Here is a 16,260-nt window from a genome sequence, read left to right as displayed (position 1 = left end):
GCGCCTGCCATGACCGAACTGAAAAATACCGAGCGCGAACTGCATTTTTTCCGCATGCGCCTGACCATCCTGGGCGCGCTCGTCTTCGTCTGCTTTTCGCTGCTGCTGGCGCGCTTCATCTGGCTGCAGGTGATCAAGCACGAGGACTACGCCACCAAGGCCGAGGACAACCGCATCGCCGTGGTGCCCATCGTGCCCACGCGCGGCCTGATCCTCGACCGCAACGGCGTGGTCCTGGCGCGCAATTACTCGGCCTACACGCTGGAAATCACGCCGTCGAAATTGAGCGCCAGCCTCGATTCGGTGATCGATGAGCTGTCGACACTGGTGCAGATCGACGTCAAGGATCGCCGCCGCTTCAAGAAGCTGCTGGAAGAATCGAAGAACTTCGTCAGCGTGCCGCTGCGCACGCGCCTGACGGACGAGGAGGTGGCGCGCTTCACGGCGCAGCGTTTCCGTTTCCCCGGCGTGGAGGTGCAGGCGCGCCTGTTCCGCCAGTATCCGATGGGCGAGGTGGCGTCGCACGTGGTGGGCTTCATCGGCCGCATCAACCGCAATGAGGCCAAGGCGCTGGAAGAGGGCGAGGACGCGGCCAACTACAACGGCACCGACCATATCGGCAAGGAAGGCCTGGAAAAAAGCTACGAAAAGCAGCTGCATGGCACCACCGGCTATGAAGAGGTGGAAGTGTCGGCCGGCGGGCGCGCCATGCGCACCCTGTCGCGCACGGCGGCCACGCCCGGCAATAACCTGATCCTGTCGATCGACATCGAGCTGCAGAAGGTGGTCGAGGAAGCGTTCGGCGAATGGCGCGGCGCGGCCGTGGCGATAGATCCGGCCACGGGCGACATCCTCGCCTACATCTCCAAGCCAGGCTACGATCCGAACCTGTTCGTCGACGGCATCGACCAGCAAAGCTGGAACGAACTCAATACCTCGCTGGACCGGCCGATGGTCAACCGTCCCCTGTCCGGCACCTACGCGCCCGGTTCGACCTTCAAGCCCTTCATGGCGCTGGCCGCGCTGGAACTGGGCAAGCGCACGCCGAGCCAATCGATTTCCGATCCCGGCTTCTTCATCCTCGGCGGCCACACCTTCCGCGACGACAAGGTGGGTGGCCATGGCACGGTGGACATGCACAAGTCCATCGTCGTCTCGTGCAACACCTATTATTACCAGCTGGGCCGCGACATGGGCATCGACGCCATCCACGACTTCATGAAGCCGTTCGGCTTCGGCCAGCTGACGGGCATCGACCTGAATAATGAAAAGACGGGCGTGCTGCCGTCGACGGAATGGAAGCGCAACCGCTTCAAGACGCCGCAGCAGAAAAAATGGGTGGGCGGCGACACGATTTCGGTGAGTAACGGCTCCGGCTACAATTCCTACACGCCGCTGCAGATCGCCCACGCGACGGCCAACCTGGCCAATAACGGCGTGGTGATGAAGCCGCATCTGGTGAAAATCATCGAAGACGCGGCCACGCGCGCGCGTACCCTGACGGTGCCCAAGGAAAGCTACCGCATCGCGCTCAAGCAGGAAAACATCGACATCATCAAGCGCGCCATGGTGGGCGTGACCAGCGAACAGGGCGGCACGGCAGCGCGCATCTTCACCGGCGTGCAGTACACGGTGGGCGGCAAGACGGGTACGGCGCAGGTGGTGGGCATCAAGAAAAACGAGAAGTACAACGCCAAGCTGCTGGCCGAACGCCTGCGCGACAATGCCCTGTTTACGGCATTCGCGCCGGCCGACAAGCCGCGTATCGCGATCGCCATCGTGGTGGAAAACGCGGGCTTCGGTGCCGGCGTGGCCGCGCCGATCGCGCGCAAGGCGCTCGACTACTACCTGCTGGGCAAGCGCCCGAGCGACAAGGAAAAGGACACCACCAAGGTGCCCAAGGAAGATGTCGACGAAGTGCGCACCCTGGAAGAAATCACCGACGAGCAGGCCGCCCCGGCGCCGCCTGCCAGGCAATAAGGAAGCACATGCCCATTAACGAGAGGCGCTCGCTGTGGCGGCGCGCCAAACCCTACCTGGCGGTGTTCGATCCGCCGCTGATGATCATCATCCTGATGCTGCTGTGCACCAGCCTGCTGACCCTGTATTCGGCCAGCATCGGCATCCCCGGCAAGATCGAGGACCACTTGCGCAACATCCTGCTGTGCTTTTTCGTCATGTGGGTGGCGGCCAATGTCACGCCGCAGATGATGATGCGCATCGCCGTGCCCGCGTATACGGTATCGGTGATCTTGCTGGTGGCCGTGGCGCTGTTCGGCACCATCAAGCTCGGTGCGCGGCGCTGGCTGCATATCGGCGTGATCGACATCCAGCCGTCCGAATTCCTGAAGATCGCCACGCCGCTGATGCTGGCCTGGTTCTTCCAGCACAATGCGGGCGCCCTGCGCTGGAAGTCGTTCCTGATGGCGGCCGTGCTGCTGCTGGTGCCCGTGTACCTGATCGCGCGCCAGCCCGACCTGGGCACGGCGCTGCTGGTGGTGGCGGCCGGCTTTACCGTCATCTTTCTGGCCGGCTTGTCGTGGAAGGTGCTGGCCGGCTTGCTGATCACCTTTGTCTCTTGCCTGCCGATCGCCTGGTCGCACCTGCATGATTACCAGCGCGACCGCGTGATGATGCTGATCGATCCGACCAAGGATCCGCTGGGCAAGGGCTTCCATATCATCCAGTCCATCATCGCCATCGGTTCCGGCGGCATGACGGGCAAGGGCTGGACGCACGGCACGCAGGCCCACCTGGAATTCGTCCCGGAGCGCACGACCGATTTTATTTTTGCCGTATATTCCGAGGAATTCGGCCTGGTGGGTAACTTGATCCTGATGCTGATGTATTTGCTGCTGGTGGGACGGGGGATGATGATCGCCGCCAATGCCCCCAGTTTTTTCACTCGCCTGCTGGCAGGAGCGATAACAATGATTTTCTTTACGTATGCGTTTGTAAACATGGGCATGGTCAGCGGCATCGTGCCGGTGGTCGGCGTTCCCCTGCCATTCCTCAGCTATGGCGGCACCGCGCTGCTGACCCTGGGCGTGGCCACCGGTATCCTGATGAGCATTCAGCGCCACCGCAAGCTGGTGCAAACCTGATGCGGGCGCCTTTCGATACCTTCGCCATGCGCGGGCTGAGCCTGACGATCCTGCTGACCCTGGCCGCCTGCGGCACCACGCCGCACAAGCCCGCATCGAACAACGTGCCGCTGCCGTCCGGCGGCAAGGTCAAGGTGCCGGTGCGCCAGGATCCCACCTTGCCGGTATTGCCGGCGGCCGGTTCCGGCCGTGGCGGCTACTACAAGGACGATGGCCCGGGAGACAATCCGCCGGCCAACCTGCGCGACGTACCCGACGCGGAAGTGCGCAACGAGCCGTATTCGACGCGCTCGAACCGTCCGTATGTCGTCTTTGGCAAGACGTACACGCCGATCACCGACAACGAACCGTTTACGCAGAAGGGCACGGGCACCTGGTATGGCAAGAAATTCCATGGCCAGCGCACCTCGTCGGGCGAAATCTACGATATGTACAAGATGACGGCGGCCCATCCGACCTTGCCGATCCCGTCGTATGCGCGCGTGACGAGCATCGACAGCGGCGAGCAGGTGATCGTGCGCATCAACGACCGCGGCCCGTTCCACGCCACGCGCGTCATCGACGTGTCCTACACGGCGGCGCTGAAACTGGGCTTCCTCGGCAAGGGCAGCCACCAGGTGGTCGTCGAACGCCTGCTGCCGGCCGATATTGATGCCATTCTCGCGGCCCGCGCGGCGCCAAAGCCGGTGCCGTCGGTGGTGGCCATCTCCATCGACACGCCCGTGGAAACGGGTGCCGTGGTGCAGCCGGAAGTATCGTCGCAGATGCTGCCCGTCGATGCGACAGTGGCCATGCCAGCCCCGGCAGCGCTGGCCAGCGGCTTCTATTTGCAGCTGGGCGCCTATTCGCGGGCCGACAATGCGGAATCGGGGCGTTCGCGCCTTGCGCCGTACGCGGCGGCCTTGGGTACCCTGGGCGTGGTGCAGGCCGGTAACCTGTTCCGCCTGTACGGCGGACCGTTCTCCAGCCGCGCCGAGGCGGCACGCGCGGCGGCGAATTTGCCGGAATCGACGGGCATCAAGCCCATCGTGATCCAAAGGTAGTTATTTACAATTGCGCAGGTCTTGTTCCGGGAACTGCGCCTTGATCTTCTCCAGGCGCGTGCGCGTGGCGGCGTCGAGGTCGCGGAACTGGTAGGCCAGCTGCTTGCTGGCGCTGTAGCGGGGGGCGATGCGCGCGCTGTGCACGCCCTGTTTGTTGAGCGATGCCAGCTGGCTTTGCGCACCGCTTTCCGACTTGAATACGCCCAGTGAAATGCCCCAGCGCAGCGGGCTGCTTTCGTTCATGATGAAGTAATTCGTCACGCCCAGCTGCTTCAATTCGCCGGCCTTGCGGTCGGCGCCTTCCTTGCTGCCCTGCGGCGGGATGTACACCATGTAGCTGGAAATGTCCTGGCCGGCCACGTTGCGGCGCGACTGGCGGTCGCCCAGGTCCAGCGCGGCCACTTGCGCCTCGAAGCGGCGCCCGTCGGCCAGCAGGAAATTGCCCACTTCCGTGCAGGCATACGTCGTCGGCGGTGCCGGCACGGCCGCCACCGGCTTCTCCGCCTCTTCGGCGGCCGGCGGCGCGGCGGGCGCCGTGGCCTGCTCCTGCGTCAGCAAGGTGAGCTTGCCCGCCTGCAGCTGGTTTTTCAGGCGCGCCGGTTCGCGCGTCTCCGTGCGAAAACTGCCCAGATAACCCTGGCCGATGGCCAGCACCAGCAGGTTGACGCCGGCCAGCAGCCAGAAGACGAATTTCAGCATACGTGGTTTCCTTGTGTTCCTGGGGCTCCGGCGCGCGCGGCCGCTTGCAGGCCGAGCATGACGATATTGTCCACCAGGTGCAGCGGTACCGCCAGCGCCAGGGCCGGTGCAATGCGCGCTGCGGCGCCGCCCGACAGCAGGCAGGCGCTGGCGCCGTGCATGCGCACGGCCCTTTCGATGGCGCCCGCCTGCGCCGCCAGGCAGCCGGAGAGGATGGCGTCGTCCGTATTGTCGGCAAAGCCGGCCGGCAGCACGGCATCGCTGGCGATGTGCGGCAGCTGCGCCGTATTGCGCGCCAGCGAGCTGGCCATCAATCCCAGTCCCGGCAAGATCATCCCGCCGAGGAAAACGCCATCGGCCGTGATGGCGTCGATGGTGGTGGCGGTGCCGCAATTGGCGACGATGACGGCCTGGCCTGGCGCCAGCGCGTGCGCGCCGATGGCGGCGGCAAAGCGGTCGCAGCCCAGCTGCGATGGTACGCGATAGCCGTTCGTCAGTCCGGCCAGTTGCGGCAGCGAGGCAAAATCGCCGGGGGCCACCGGCAGCATGGCGCGCAGGCGCGTGCCGATGACGGCGCCCGCCACGTTCGACAGCAGCGCCTCGCTGATGGCAAGTGGCGCCCACTGCGCGGCCAGGGTATCGATCTGCGTGTGCGTGACGGCGCCGCTGGCCAGCCAGCCGCCGGCGGCACTATCGGCGGCCACGAGCGCCCATTTGATGCGCGTATTGCCGGCGTCGATCAGCAGCAGCATGCGCTTACTCCCCGGCCAGGCGCAAGGACACGTCGCCGGACATGATTTCCTGCAGGCCGCCATCGGTACGCAGCAGCAAACGGCCCAGGTGATCCACGCCGGCCGCCACGCCTTGCTGCAGCAGCTGGCCGTTGTCGAGGATTTTCACGTGCTGGCCCTGCCATGCGTGCAGTGCGTTCCAGCGTTCCGTAAACGGCGCAAAGCCCGTGTCGTCGAATTCGGCCAGCACGCCGGCCAGGCGGCTGAGCAGGGCCGCCACCAGGGTATTGCGCTCCATCTGCGCCAGCCAGGGCACGGCCGAGACGCTGCGCCCGATCTGCCGTTCCAGCGCATCGGGCATCAAGAGATTGATGCCGCAGCCGATGACGGCCCACACGCCACCACTATCGTTGCCCTGCGCCTGCTGCGTCTCGACGAGGATGCCCGCCAGTTTGTGGCCATCCTTGAGCAGATCGTTCGGCCATTTCAGCTGCACTGGCACGCCCAGCGCCGTCATGCTTTCGGCCAGCGCCACGCCGACGGCCAGCGGCAAGCCGACCAGCCGGTGCAGCGGTCCCTTGAAGCGCCAGGCCAGCGAAAACATCAGGCTGGCGTCCGGCTGCGACACCCACGGCCGTCCGGCACGCCCGCGTCCGGCAGTCTGCTGGCCGGCGATGCGCAGGGTGGGGCCGGCCAGGGTGGCGCAGCGCGCCAGCAGGTCGGCGTTGGTCGATCCCGTTTCGTCGACCACTTCGATGGCAACGTGGGAAGCGCCCGTGGCGCAATGGGCGGCGATGGCCGCGCTGTTCAAGTCTGAGTGCTTCGTCATGGTGATCAGTTCAGTTGCGCGCCTTGTGCGGCGCATTCGCGAAGGCCCGGTCGTAGATGGCATTGGGCAGCGCGCGCAGCAGCTTGGCGACGACGCTCATCTGCCACGGGATCACGCGGTAGCTGTCGCCGTCGGCGATGGCGCGCGCGGCGCGTAGGGCGAATTTTTCGGCCGGCATCAGGAAGGGCATGCGATAGGCGTTATGGCGCGTCATCGGCGTGTCGATGTAGCCGGGCGTGATGGTGACGACCTTGATGCCCGCCGGTTTCAATTCCAGGCGCAGCGATTCGCAGTAGCTGATGACGGCCGCCTTCGAGGCGCTGTAGGCTTCGGCGCCGGGCAGGCCGCGTATGCCGGCCACGCTGCCGATGCCCACCAGGCGTCCGCTGCCCTGGTTTTTCATGGCGGCGATGAAAGGCGCGAAGGTGGCGACGGTGGCCGTGACGTTGATGGCCATCAAACGGGCGAAGGCGTCGAGGTCTTCCGCGTGTTCGCTCAGGGTGCCGTAGGACACGCCGGCGCTGGCGATGACGACGTCGATGCGGCCGGCGTGGGCGATGAAGTCACCTGCCGCGCTTTTCAGGGCGGCGTGGTCGCATACATCGACGGCGTAGGCGCGGTGGCGTTCAGGGTGGGGCAGGGAAGCGATCAGTTGCTGCAGGGTGTCGCCGCGGCGGGCCAGCAAGCCCAGTTGGGCGCCCTGGCGCGCGTACTGCAGCGCCAGGGCGGCACCCAGTCCGCTCGACGCGCCCGTGATGAAAACGCTGTGCATCAGGCGATGCCCGGGCGCGCCAGGGAAGTGGCCATGCTTATTTCTTTTCCGCTTTGGCTTTCGCGACCAGCACGTCCATCACGCTGAGCGCCTGGGCGTTCAGCTGCTCTTCGTTCTTGGCCGACTTGCTGCCCTGGTCGGCCTGCGAAGGCGAGGTGATGTAGCGGCCATCGATGGCGATCATGGGCCAGAACGTGACGTTATAGCCCTGCATCATGGCGTCCGCGCGGCGCACGCGGGCCGAGATACCCATCGAACGGTAGGTGTCGATGAATTTCTGGCGGTCCACGCCCTGTTTGGCGACGAAGTCGAAGACGGCATCGTCGGTGGCCAGGCGGTTGCGCTCCACGTGCATGGCGTGGAAGACGCTGGTGTGCAGCTTGTCGACCAGGCCCATGGCTTGCAGGGTGAAGAACAGGCGCTGCTGCGGCGCCACGCTGTCATCGCGCGACACGTGCACGCGCTTGAAGACGATGTTGTCGCCCTGTTTCTTGACCCAGGCCGCCAGTTGCGGTTCGAGCACGTTGCAATGCGGGCAGTAATAGGCGAAGAATTCCGTCACTTCGATTTTCTTGCCCGATTCCGTCGCCTGCGGCGTGGCCAGGGTTTCGTATTCGACGCCATTCTTCGGCTCGGCCGGCGAGGCCGACGCGCCCATGGCGGCGCCGCACAGGGCGGCGGCCAACAACACCTTCTTCAGAAAACGCATGCTGGTTCCTTATTTTTGGTTGCGGACGACGGCGACATCGATACCGTTTTCAGACAGTTTGGTGCGCGCGCGGTTCATCGCTTCGAGCTGGTTGAACGGTCCGATGCGCACGCGGTGCAGCACGCCGGCATCGGTGCTGCGGTCGCTGATGGCCGCCTCGAAACCGAGCAGCGCCAGTTTGCCGCGCGTGCTTTCGGCGTCCGACATGTCATGGAAGGCGCCGGCCTGCAGATAATAAATCCATTTGTCGCTGGCTGCATCGGCCTTGGCTTCGGCTTTCACATCGGCCTTGGCTTGCGGCGCTGGCGCTGCTGCCGCCGGCGTTTTCGGCGCCGGTTTGTCTTTCAATGTGCCGATCAATTCCTGCAGCGCGTCCGGCGGCGGCGCCTTCGGCTGCTGCGCGGTGGTGGGCGCGGGTGCCGGCGCGGCAGGTTGCGCCGGCGTGACGATCTCGCGCGGCTCTTTGGAGAAGTCGCGCGCCGCTTCCTTGGCCGCTTCCTTGTTGCCGTACATTGGCTTGTTCGGATCGGCGATCTGGCCGGCCGTCGGTTCGGCCGACTTGCCGGCCTTGCCCGACTTGTCGGTGAAGGGCGAGGCGCCCTTGCTGATCACCAGGGCGACCACCACGGCGATGCCCAGGCCGATGACCAGGCCGATGATGATGCCGACCAGGGTATTGCCCTGCTGGCGCCGGGTCGAAGAGAAGCGGGAAGCATGATTCATTGACGATTAGACCTTCGCGATTACATTTTGTTTGGCGCGGACACGCCGATCAGTGCCAGGCCGTTGCGCAATACCTGGCGCGCGGCGATGACGAGGGCCAGGCGGGCCATCTTGACGGCTTCGTCCTCGACCAGCACTTTTTCGGCGAAGTAGAAGCTGTGCAGGTTGGCGGCCAGGTCGCGCAGGTAGAAGGCGACTTGATGCGGTCCCAGTTCGGCTTGCGCGCGCGCCAGCATTTCAGGGTAGGCGGCCAGGGTCGCCAGCAGGGTCGCTTCGGTCGGTGCCGTCAGCGGGGACAAGTCCACGCCAGCGACCGTGCTTTCATCGCCGCCCCAGTTTTCCAGGATGCGGCAGATGCGCGCATGCGCGTACTGTACGTAATAGACCGGGTTTTCATCGGTGGTTTTCAGCGCCACGTCGACGTCGAAGACGAATTCCGTGTCGGCCTTGCGCGAGATCAGGAAGAAGCGCACGGCGTCGCGGCCCTTGGCGATATCGCCGCCGCCCGACCATTCGATCAGGTCGCGCACGGTCACGTAGGAGCCGGCGCGCTTGGAAATCTTGACTTCTTCGCCGTCCTTCATGACGGTGACCATCTTGTGCAGTACGTAGTCGGGGTAGCCTTGCGGGATGCCCATGTCGACCGCCTGCAGGCCGGCGCGCACGCGCGCGATGGTGCCGTGGTGGTCGCTGCCCTGGATATTGATGGCCTGCACGAAGCCGCGCTGCCATTTCACCAGGTGATACGCCACGTCTGGCACGAAATACGTGTAGGTACCGTCCGTCTTGCGCATGACGCGGTCCTTGTCGTCGCCGAAGTCGGTGGTGCGCAGCCACAGCGCGCCGTCCTGCTCGTACGTATGGCCCGCCTTGATCAGGGTTTCCACGGCGCTGTTGACCTTGCCGTCCGCGTACAGCGACGATTCCAGGTAGTAATTGTCGAACTTCACGCCGAAGGCCTGCAAGTCGATGTCCTGCTCGTTGCGCAGGTAGGTGACGGCGAACGGGCGGATCGAATCGATGTCGTCGACGTTGCCATTGGCCGTGGCGGGCAAGCCATCGCTTGCCGAGACCGTCTTGCCGGCCTTGAAGTCGCTGGCGATGTCGGCGATGTAGTCGCCGTTGTAGGCCGACTCCGGCCATTCGGCGTCGCCCGGCTTGAAGCCGCGCGCGCGCGCCTGCACGGAATTGGCCAGGGTCTGGATCTGCACGCCCGCGTCGTTGTAGTAAAACTCGCGCGTCACCTGGTAGCCTTGCGCGTCGAACAGCGACGACAGGGCGTCGCCCAGGGCCGCCTGGCGGCCGTGGCCCACGTGCAGCGGGCCGGTCGGGTTGGCCGAGACGAATTCCAGGATGACTTGCTTGCCGGCGCCTGCCGTGCTGCGGCCGTAGCTGTCGGCCTCGCTCAAGATGGTTTTCACCACGGCCTGCTTGGCGGTGTTTGACACGCGCACGTTGATGAAGCCGGGACCGGCGATTTCCACTGCCTCGATCAATCCCTTGCCGGCCGGGTTGGCCAGCACGGCCGTGACGATGGTTTGCGCCAGTTCGCGCGGATTCTGTTTCAGCTGCTTGGCCAGTTGCATGGCGATGTTGCAGGCGACGTCGCCATGCGATGCATCGCGTGGTCGCTCGAGCACCACGGATGGCGTCAGCGAAGTGCCGGCCAGGACGGGAGCGAGGGCGGCCTGGAACAGGGCGATGATTTCTTGTTTCTGTTGGGCGAGCATGAGCAGGATGGCGGTGGAACCGCGTTAAGAATGAATAGAATGTATCGAAAAGCAAAACGGACGGCCATGACATCGCCGCCCAGACTGCGTTAATTATACTGGTTTGCCGCCGGGAACAATACGCTTGCCGCCAAGCTTCCCGTGCCGGCGCATTTCACGATATTATCAGGACAGCATGCCCATGTTTGTGCACGAAAACATCAGCATGGCGCATTCTGCTTGTATATATGCAGTTTTTTGCCGCAATTTACAGGTATCGCTGCAATCGCTTGGGTCAGAGGGCGCCACAAACGCTACAATCGACCCTTTATTGATGACGCGCGGCCGCGACTTTGCCACCATGCAGCCCGCCGCGCGCAGCCACACCGGATAACTATGAACAAGCGCCCCACGCTGAAATTGAGAACCAAGCCGGCGCCAGGCCAGGCTTCTGCCCCTGCCGCACCGAAATTGCGCCCCAGCTATCATCCTGACCTGAAACCGGTCTTGCAGCCAGGCTTCCAACCCGATTTGCGCACCGACTCGCTGGCGTTTTGCCTGCTGGGCGCCGCCAATGCCGTGGCGCAAGTGCGCACGGGCACGGCCCTGCCGCAGGCGCTGGCCAAGGTGTTTGCGCAATCGAACGCCAGCCCGCAGGCGCGCGGCGCCATCCAGGATATTTCCTATCGCACCATGCGCCAGCTGGGCCGCAGCGAAACCCTGGTCGGCCTGATGACGTCGAAGGCGCCTGAGCCGCCGATGCTGGCTGCGCTGCTGTGCTGCGCGCTGTCCTTGATGTCGGCCGAACCAGGCGAACAGCCGTACGAAGAATTCACCGTTGTCGACCAGGCTGTCACAGTGGCCACCTCGCACCCTGACCTGGCGCACGCCAAGGGCATGGTCAACGCCGTTTTGCGCCGTTTCTTGCGCGAGCGCAAGTCCTTGCTGGAAGCTGCCCTGCAGCAACCTCTGGCGCAATGGAATTATCCACAGTGGTGGATCGACTCGCTGCGCCTGGCTTACCCGCGCGACTGGCAAGCCATTTTGACGGCCGGCAACGCTGTGCCGCCACTGACCTTGCGCGTGAATCGCCGCAAGAGCACGGTCGAGGCGTATCTGGCCGTGCTGGCTGAGGCGGGCATTGCCGCGCGCCAGGTGGGACCGTTTGCCGTGCGCCTGGACAAGCCGATCGGCGTGGCGCTGATCCCCGGCTTCGAGCAGGGCGTCGTCTCCGTGCAAGATGCCGGCGCGCAACTGGCCGCGCCGTTGCTGGACTTGCAGGATGGCATGCGCGTGCTGGACGCTTGCGCGGCACCCGGCGGCAAGACGTGCCACATCCTCGAGCTGGCCGACGTGCAGGTGACGGCCATCGATGCGGACGCCAAGCGCCTGCCGCGCATCGCGGAAAACCTCGAGCGCCTGGGACTGGAAGCCACCCTGAAGGCGCAAGATGCGCAATCGAGCGCCTGGTGGGACGGCCAGCAGTACGACCGCATCCTGGCCGACGTGCCATGCACGGCTTCGGGCATCGTGCGCCGCCATCCCGATATTCGCTGGTTGCGCCGCAAGGGAGATGCGTTCCAACTTGCAACACTTTCCTCCAAAATTCTGGACAACCTGTGGCAGATGCTGCGCCCCGATGGTAAATTGCTGTTCGTGACATGTTCATTGTGGCCGCAAGAGTCCGAGGCACAGGCGGCGGCATTTGCGGTGCGCAATAATGCGACCCGATTGACAGCGCCTGGCCAGCTGTTGCCGACTGGCAGCGCGGAGCAGGACCATGACGGTTTGTTCTATGCGCTATTCCAAAAAAATGCGGCTTGAGCGATTCCTCGAACCTTTTCCTACGGACTACACCGGCACACTTGTGACAACACGACTCTTCCGACTCCTGGCCCTGCTGCTGATGCTGGCATGTACCATGCCACGCGCGCATGCCGCCGATATGGTCGAGATCACGCGTGCTTACATCGAGGCTAGCGAAGAGGGCTACAAGCTGGCCGCCACGTATTCCTTCGAGCTCAATCACGACCTTGATGATGCCGTACAGCATGGCGTGCCGCTGTATTTCACGACGGAAATCGAACTGACCCGGCCCCGCTGGTATTGGTTCGATGAAAAAGCCATCGTGGCGCGCCAGACCAGCAAGCTGTCGTACAACGTGCTGACGCGCCAGTACCATGTGTCGGGCGGCGGCTTGCAGCAAAGCTTCCCCACCCTCGACGACGCGCTGTTCCTGATCCGCCGTCCCAGCCGCTGGCTGGTGGCGCGGCGCGGCGAACTGAAAGTGGGGCAGACGTATAACGTCACCTTGCGCATGGGCATGGACCGCGACTACCTGCCCAAGCCGATACAGGTCAACGCCTTCAATAACAGCGACTGGCGCCTGGCTTCGAACAAAAAAACCTTCTTGTATACGGCGGAGTAGTGAGTCAAGCATTACGCTATCTGCTGGTGGTGGGCGGCGGCATTGTCAGTATCCTGCTGTTCCTGCTGGCGTCGGCTTCCGACAATTCCGGCTTCTTCGACCGTTACTACACCTGGCTGCTGGGCCTGAACGCGGCCGTGGCCGTGTCCCTGCTGGCGCTGGTGGGCATTTCCCTGGCCCGCCTGTATGCGCGCTACAAGAGCGGCAAGTTCGGCTCCAAGCTGATGACGCGTCTGGTGATGCTGTTCGCCGCCGTCGGCATCCTGCCGGGCCTGGTGATTTTTCTTGTTTCTGTGCAATTCGTCTCCCACTCCATCGAGTCCTGGTTCAACGTCAAGATCGAAGCGGCGCTGGAATCGGGGATTGAGCTGGGGCGTGCCGGCCTCGATGCGGCCCTGGTCGAGCTCGACCACCGGGGCCACAAGGCGGTCGAGGAACTGGGTGCCGATCCCGTGGCCGGCCAGGCCGTGCTGACCAGCCTGCTGCGCGAAGAGGGCATGCAAAATGCCATGCTCGTCAGCGGCGACGGCGTGCTGCTGGCCAGCGCCGGGCCGCACAGCGCGGCCGACTTGCCGACGCCGGCCATGCTGGTGCAGGCGGCCTTGCCGGCCGGCTATGCCTCCGCCGAAGGGGGCCTGGAGTTGCACGACGATGGCACGGAGTCGGGCGGTGGCGGTTTCCGCTCGGGCTTGCCAGCGTCGCTGGAAACGGCGGCCAGCCTGCGCCTGCGGGTGCTGGTGGCCGTGCCGGGGCCTTCCGTCTCGCCCCGCTATTTGCAACTGCTGCAATCGGTGCCGCCGAAGCTGGCGACGAATGGCGAGGTGCTGCGCGCCGCCTACAGCGAATACAAGGAACGTTTCGTCGCGCGCGTGGGGCTGCGCAAGATGTACATGGAAATCCTCACCTTGACCTTGCTGCTGGCCATTTTTGGCGCCATCGGCAGCGCCTTCCTGATCGCGGGCAACCTGGCCCAGCCCTTGCTGCTGCTGGCCGAAGGCACGCGCGCCGTGGCCGAGGGTGACCTGTCGCCGCGCCCCATCGTGGCCACCAAGGATGAACTGGGTACCCTGACGCAGTCGTTCAACATCATGACGCGCCAGCTGCTCGATGCGCGCACGGCCGTGGAAAGCAACCGCGCCGCACTGCAAAACGCCAAGGCCCACCTGGAATCGGTGCTGGCGAACATGTCGGCCGGCGTGATGGTGCTCGATGGCGACTTCAAGCTGGTGACCTGCAATGAATCGGTCGAGCGCATCCTGCAGCATTCGGGCATGAGCATGGTGGGCCAGCCGCTGGCGCATATTGCTGGAATGGAAGAATTTGGCGGTGCCATCATCAGCGCCTTCACGGCGCAAAGCGCGCAATCGGCCTCGGGCCGCAACCAGCAGCGCCTGCACTGGCAGCGGCAGATCGAGATTCCGCGCCGCCTGGGCAGTAGTGCCGACGAGCATGACATCACCTTGTTGGCGCGCGGTTCGCGCCTGCCGCTGGAGTCCGGCAGCGGCTACATCGTCGTGTTCGATGATATTTCCGACGTGATTTCCGCGCAGCGCTCGATCGCCTGGGGCGAGGTGGCGCGCCGCCTGGCGCATGAAATCAAGAATCCGCTCACGCCCATCCAGTTATCGGCCGAGCGCCTGCAGATGAAGCTCGAAGGCAAGCTGGAGCAGCCCGATGCCGATCTGCTCAGCCGTGCCACCACCACCATCGTCAAGCAGGTCGATGCGATGAAGCGCATGGTCGACGACTTCCGCGACTATGCGCGCACGCCGCCGGCCGTGCTCGTGCCGCTGCGCCTGAACGAACTGATTGAGGAAATACTGAACCTGTACCTGCGCGGCGACGATGGCGACATCATCCACCCGCAGCTGGCGCCGAACCTGCCGATGGTGATGGGCGATCCGACCCAGTTGCGCCAGGTGATCCATAACCTGCTGCAGAACGCGCAGGACGCCATGGCCGACTTGCCGCCGGACTCGCCGCATCCGCGGATTGACGTAAGGACAGAAGCAATTCATTATCGCAGTGCGGACGGCGGCGTGAATATCGCCGTGCGGCTGGCCATCACCGACAATGGCCCTGGTTTCGCGCCAAAAATCCTGGCGCGGGCCTTCGAGCCCTATGTGACCTCGAAGGCGCGCGGCACGGGATTGGGCCTGGCGATGGTCAAGAAAATTATCGATGAACACGGCGGACGCATCGATATCGAGAACCGGGTCGACGGCAATGGCGCATCGGTGGTCATTTTGCTGTTAAAGTTAGCTCCCGACGCTCCTGCCCAGGAATTCCTGGCGTGAGGGTCTGGTTTAGTATTTAAAACACTAATAAAATCATAGTTGTCCGCGCGTGCATCTTGTGCGCGACGGCCGGCGAAATGAGGAAGGCAAGACACGAATGGCAAACATACTCGTAGTGGATGATGAAATGGGTATCCGTGAGTTGCTCTCGGAAATTCTGGGCGACGAAGGACATGCTATCCAGCTGGCCGAAAATGCGCAGCAGGCGCGTGAAGCGCGTGCCGCCGGTGCGCCGGATCTGGTATTGCTCGATATCTGGATGCCCGACACGGACGGCGTCACCTTGCTCAAGGAGTGGCAGCGCGATGGCTTGCTGACCATGCCGGTGATCATGATGTCGGGCCACGCCACCATCGATACGGCTGTCGAGGCGACGCGCATCGGTGCCATGAACTTCCTGGAAAAACCGATTGCCCTGCAAAAACTGCTGAAAGCGGTCCAGCAAGGCTTGACGCGGGCACAGGAAACCGTGCGCGCGCCGAGCGTGGCGCCGCGTCCGGCGGCACCTGTGGTGGCCGAGGAAAGCAGTCATCCCGTGCCCAGCTTTGGCGGCAGCGCGCCGCAACAGCTGATGGTGCGCCCAGGCATCGCCGTGCCGGCGGCGGCCGAAGGCCATGGCTACAACCTGTCATTCGACTTGCCGCTGCGCGAGGCGCGCGACGCGTTCGAGCGCATGTATTTCGAACACCACCTGGGCCGCGAAGGCGGCAGCATGACGCGCGTGGCGGAGAAAACGGGCCTCGAGCGCACCCATTTGTACCGCAAGCTGAAACAGCTGGGCGTCGAACCGGGCAAGCTGGCCAAGAAAGGCCTGTGACGGCAGCCGTGCGGCGTCCGACGCCGCTGACCCTGGTCAGCGGTGGACGCGCCGCCGAGCGCGAGGCGGCCATTGCGCACGCTTTGGCGCCGGACGAGCCGGCCGCCGTGATCCTGGAAGGATTGGCTGACGGCAACGCCATCCTGGCCGACCTGGCCGAGCAAGCTTCCCCTTCTCCATCGTTTCCATTGCAACTGTTGCGCATCGCGCCCGGCTGCCTGTGCTGCAGCGGCAATCTCGTATTGCGTGTAACATTGAACCGTCTGCTGCGCAATCCGCCCGCGCGCTTGTTCATCAGCCTGGCCGACGCCTCGCACATCGAACAATTGCGCACCTGGCTCACCGCCAGTCCCTACGATGCCTTGCTGGCGCTGCAAGCAGACGTCGTCGTTTCCTGAC

15 protein-coding genes are annotated in these 16,260 nt (G+C 64.3%); 8 read left to right on the top strand and 7 right to left on the bottom strand.

Annotated features, from left to right (window positions below; translation table 11 throughout):
* Positions 1–9: 9 nt before the first annotated feature.
* The 3 genes from mrdA to IGS61_RS22290 are packed head-to-tail and all read left to right on the top strand — an operon-like array spanning position 10 to position 4,147.
* The gene (mrdA, locus tag IGS61_RS22300) at positions 10–1,980 is read left to right on the top strand and encodes a penicillin-binding protein 2 (RefSeq protein ID WP_230541618.1); all 1,971 of its coding nucleotides are present in this window, start codon (positions 10–12) and stop codon (positions 1,978–1,980) included.
* 8 nt (positions 1,981–1,988) lie between these two features.
* A complete protein-coding gene (rodA, locus tag IGS61_RS22295; RefSeq protein ID WP_230541617.1) occupies positions 1,989–3,104 on the top strand; it encodes a rod shape-determining protein RodA in 1,116 nt (371 codons plus the stop codon).
* A complete protein-coding gene (locus IGS61_RS22290) occupies positions 3,104–4,147 on the top strand; it encodes a septal ring lytic transglycosylase RlpA family protein (RefSeq protein ID WP_230541616.1) in 1,044 nt (347 codons plus the stop codon). The genes rodA and IGS61_RS22290 overlap by 1 nt, the downstream gene beginning before the upstream one ends.
* On the opposite strand, the gene IGS61_RS22285 is transcribed toward IGS61_RS22290, so the two are convergent.
* The 7 genes from IGS61_RS22285 to argS are packed head-to-tail and all read right to left on the bottom strand — an operon-like array spanning position 4,148 to position 10,340.
* Positions 4,148–4,846 carry an SPOR domain-containing protein gene (locus IGS61_RS22285; RefSeq protein ID WP_230541615.1) on the bottom strand — a complete coding sequence of 233 codons (699 nt, stop codon included), beginning with the start codon at positions 4,844–4,846 and terminating at the stop codon, positions 4,148–4,150.
* The gene (locus tag IGS61_RS22280; protein WP_230541614.1) at positions 4,840–5,598 is read right to left on the bottom strand and encodes a type III pantothenate kinase; all 759 of its coding nucleotides are present in this window, start codon (positions 5,596–5,598) and stop codon (positions 4,840–4,842) included. Before IGS61_RS22280 ends, IGS61_RS22285 begins: the two co-directional genes overlap by 7 nt.
* Before the next feature lie 4 nt (positions 5,599–5,602).
* Positions 5,603–6,406, bottom strand: a complete 804-nt coding sequence (locus IGS61_RS22275) for a biotin--[acetyl-CoA-carboxylase] ligase (protein WP_230541613.1) — start codon at positions 6,404–6,406, stop codon at positions 5,603–5,605.
* Positions 6,407–6,416: 10 nt separating this feature from the next.
* On the bottom strand, positions 6,417–7,178 hold the full coding sequence (locus IGS61_RS22270) for an SDR family oxidoreductase (RefSeq protein ID WP_230541612.1): 762 nt from the start codon (positions 7,176–7,178) through the stop codon (positions 6,417–6,419).
* A gap of 37 nt (positions 7,179–7,215) precedes the next feature.
* Positions 7,216–7,887: a thiol:disulfide interchange protein DsbA/DsbL gene (locus IGS61_RS22265; protein WP_230541611.1), complete on the bottom strand. Its 672-nt coding sequence runs from the start codon at positions 7,885–7,887 to the stop codon at positions 7,216–7,218.
* 9 nt (positions 7,888–7,896) lie between these two features.
* Entirely contained in the window at positions 7,897–8,610 is a 714-nt protein-coding gene (locus IGS61_RS22260; RefSeq protein ID WP_230541610.1) for an SPOR domain-containing protein, read from the bottom strand.
* A 20-nt stretch (positions 8,611–8,630) separates the two neighbouring features.
* A complete protein-coding gene (argS, locus tag IGS61_RS22255) occupies positions 8,631–10,340 on the bottom strand; it encodes an arginine--tRNA ligase (protein ID WP_230541609.1) in 1,710 nt (569 codons plus the stop codon).
* Positions 10,341–10,715: 375 nt separating this feature from the next.
* Between argS and rsmB the strand changes: the two genes are divergently transcribed.
* From rsmB to IGS61_RS22230, 5 genes are all read left to right on the top strand, one after another.
* Entirely contained in the window at positions 10,716–12,143 is a 1,428-nt protein-coding gene (rsmB, locus tag IGS61_RS22250) for a 16S rRNA (cytosine(967)-C(5))-methyltransferase RsmB (protein WP_230541608.1), read from the top strand.
* A gap of 97 nt (positions 12,144–12,240) precedes the next feature.
* Positions 12,241–12,747, top strand: a complete 507-nt coding sequence (locus IGS61_RS22245) for a DUF4390 domain-containing protein (protein WP_226939765.1) — start codon at positions 12,241–12,243, stop codon at positions 12,745–12,747.
* The gene (locus tag IGS61_RS22240; RefSeq protein WP_230541607.1) at positions 12,747–15,044 is read left to right on the top strand and encodes a sensor histidine kinase; all 2,298 of its coding nucleotides are present in this window, start codon (positions 12,747–12,749) and stop codon (positions 15,042–15,044) included. The genes IGS61_RS22245 and IGS61_RS22240 overlap by 1 nt, the downstream gene beginning before the upstream one ends.
* Positions 15,045–15,141: 97 nt before the next feature.
* Positions 15,142–15,861, top strand: coding sequence for a response regulator (locus IGS61_RS22235; RefSeq protein ID WP_230541606.1), 720 nt, complete (start codon positions 15,142–15,144; stop codon positions 15,859–15,861).
* Positions 15,858–16,259, top strand: coding sequence for a GTPase (locus IGS61_RS22230; protein WP_230541605.1), 402 nt, complete (start codon positions 15,858–15,860; stop codon positions 16,257–16,259). The genes IGS61_RS22235 and IGS61_RS22230 overlap by 4 nt, the downstream gene beginning before the upstream one ends.
* Position 16,260 lies beyond the last annotated feature (1 nt).

Origin of the sequence: Janthinobacterium sp. FW305-129, from assembly GCF_020858115.1 — a bacterium.
GTDB lineage: Bacteria > Pseudomonadota > Gammaproteobacteria > Burkholderiales > Burkholderiaceae_D > Janthinobacterium.
The sequence above is the reverse complement of the archived record's forward strand: the minus strand, read 5'-3'. Positions and strand labels throughout refer to the sequence as shown.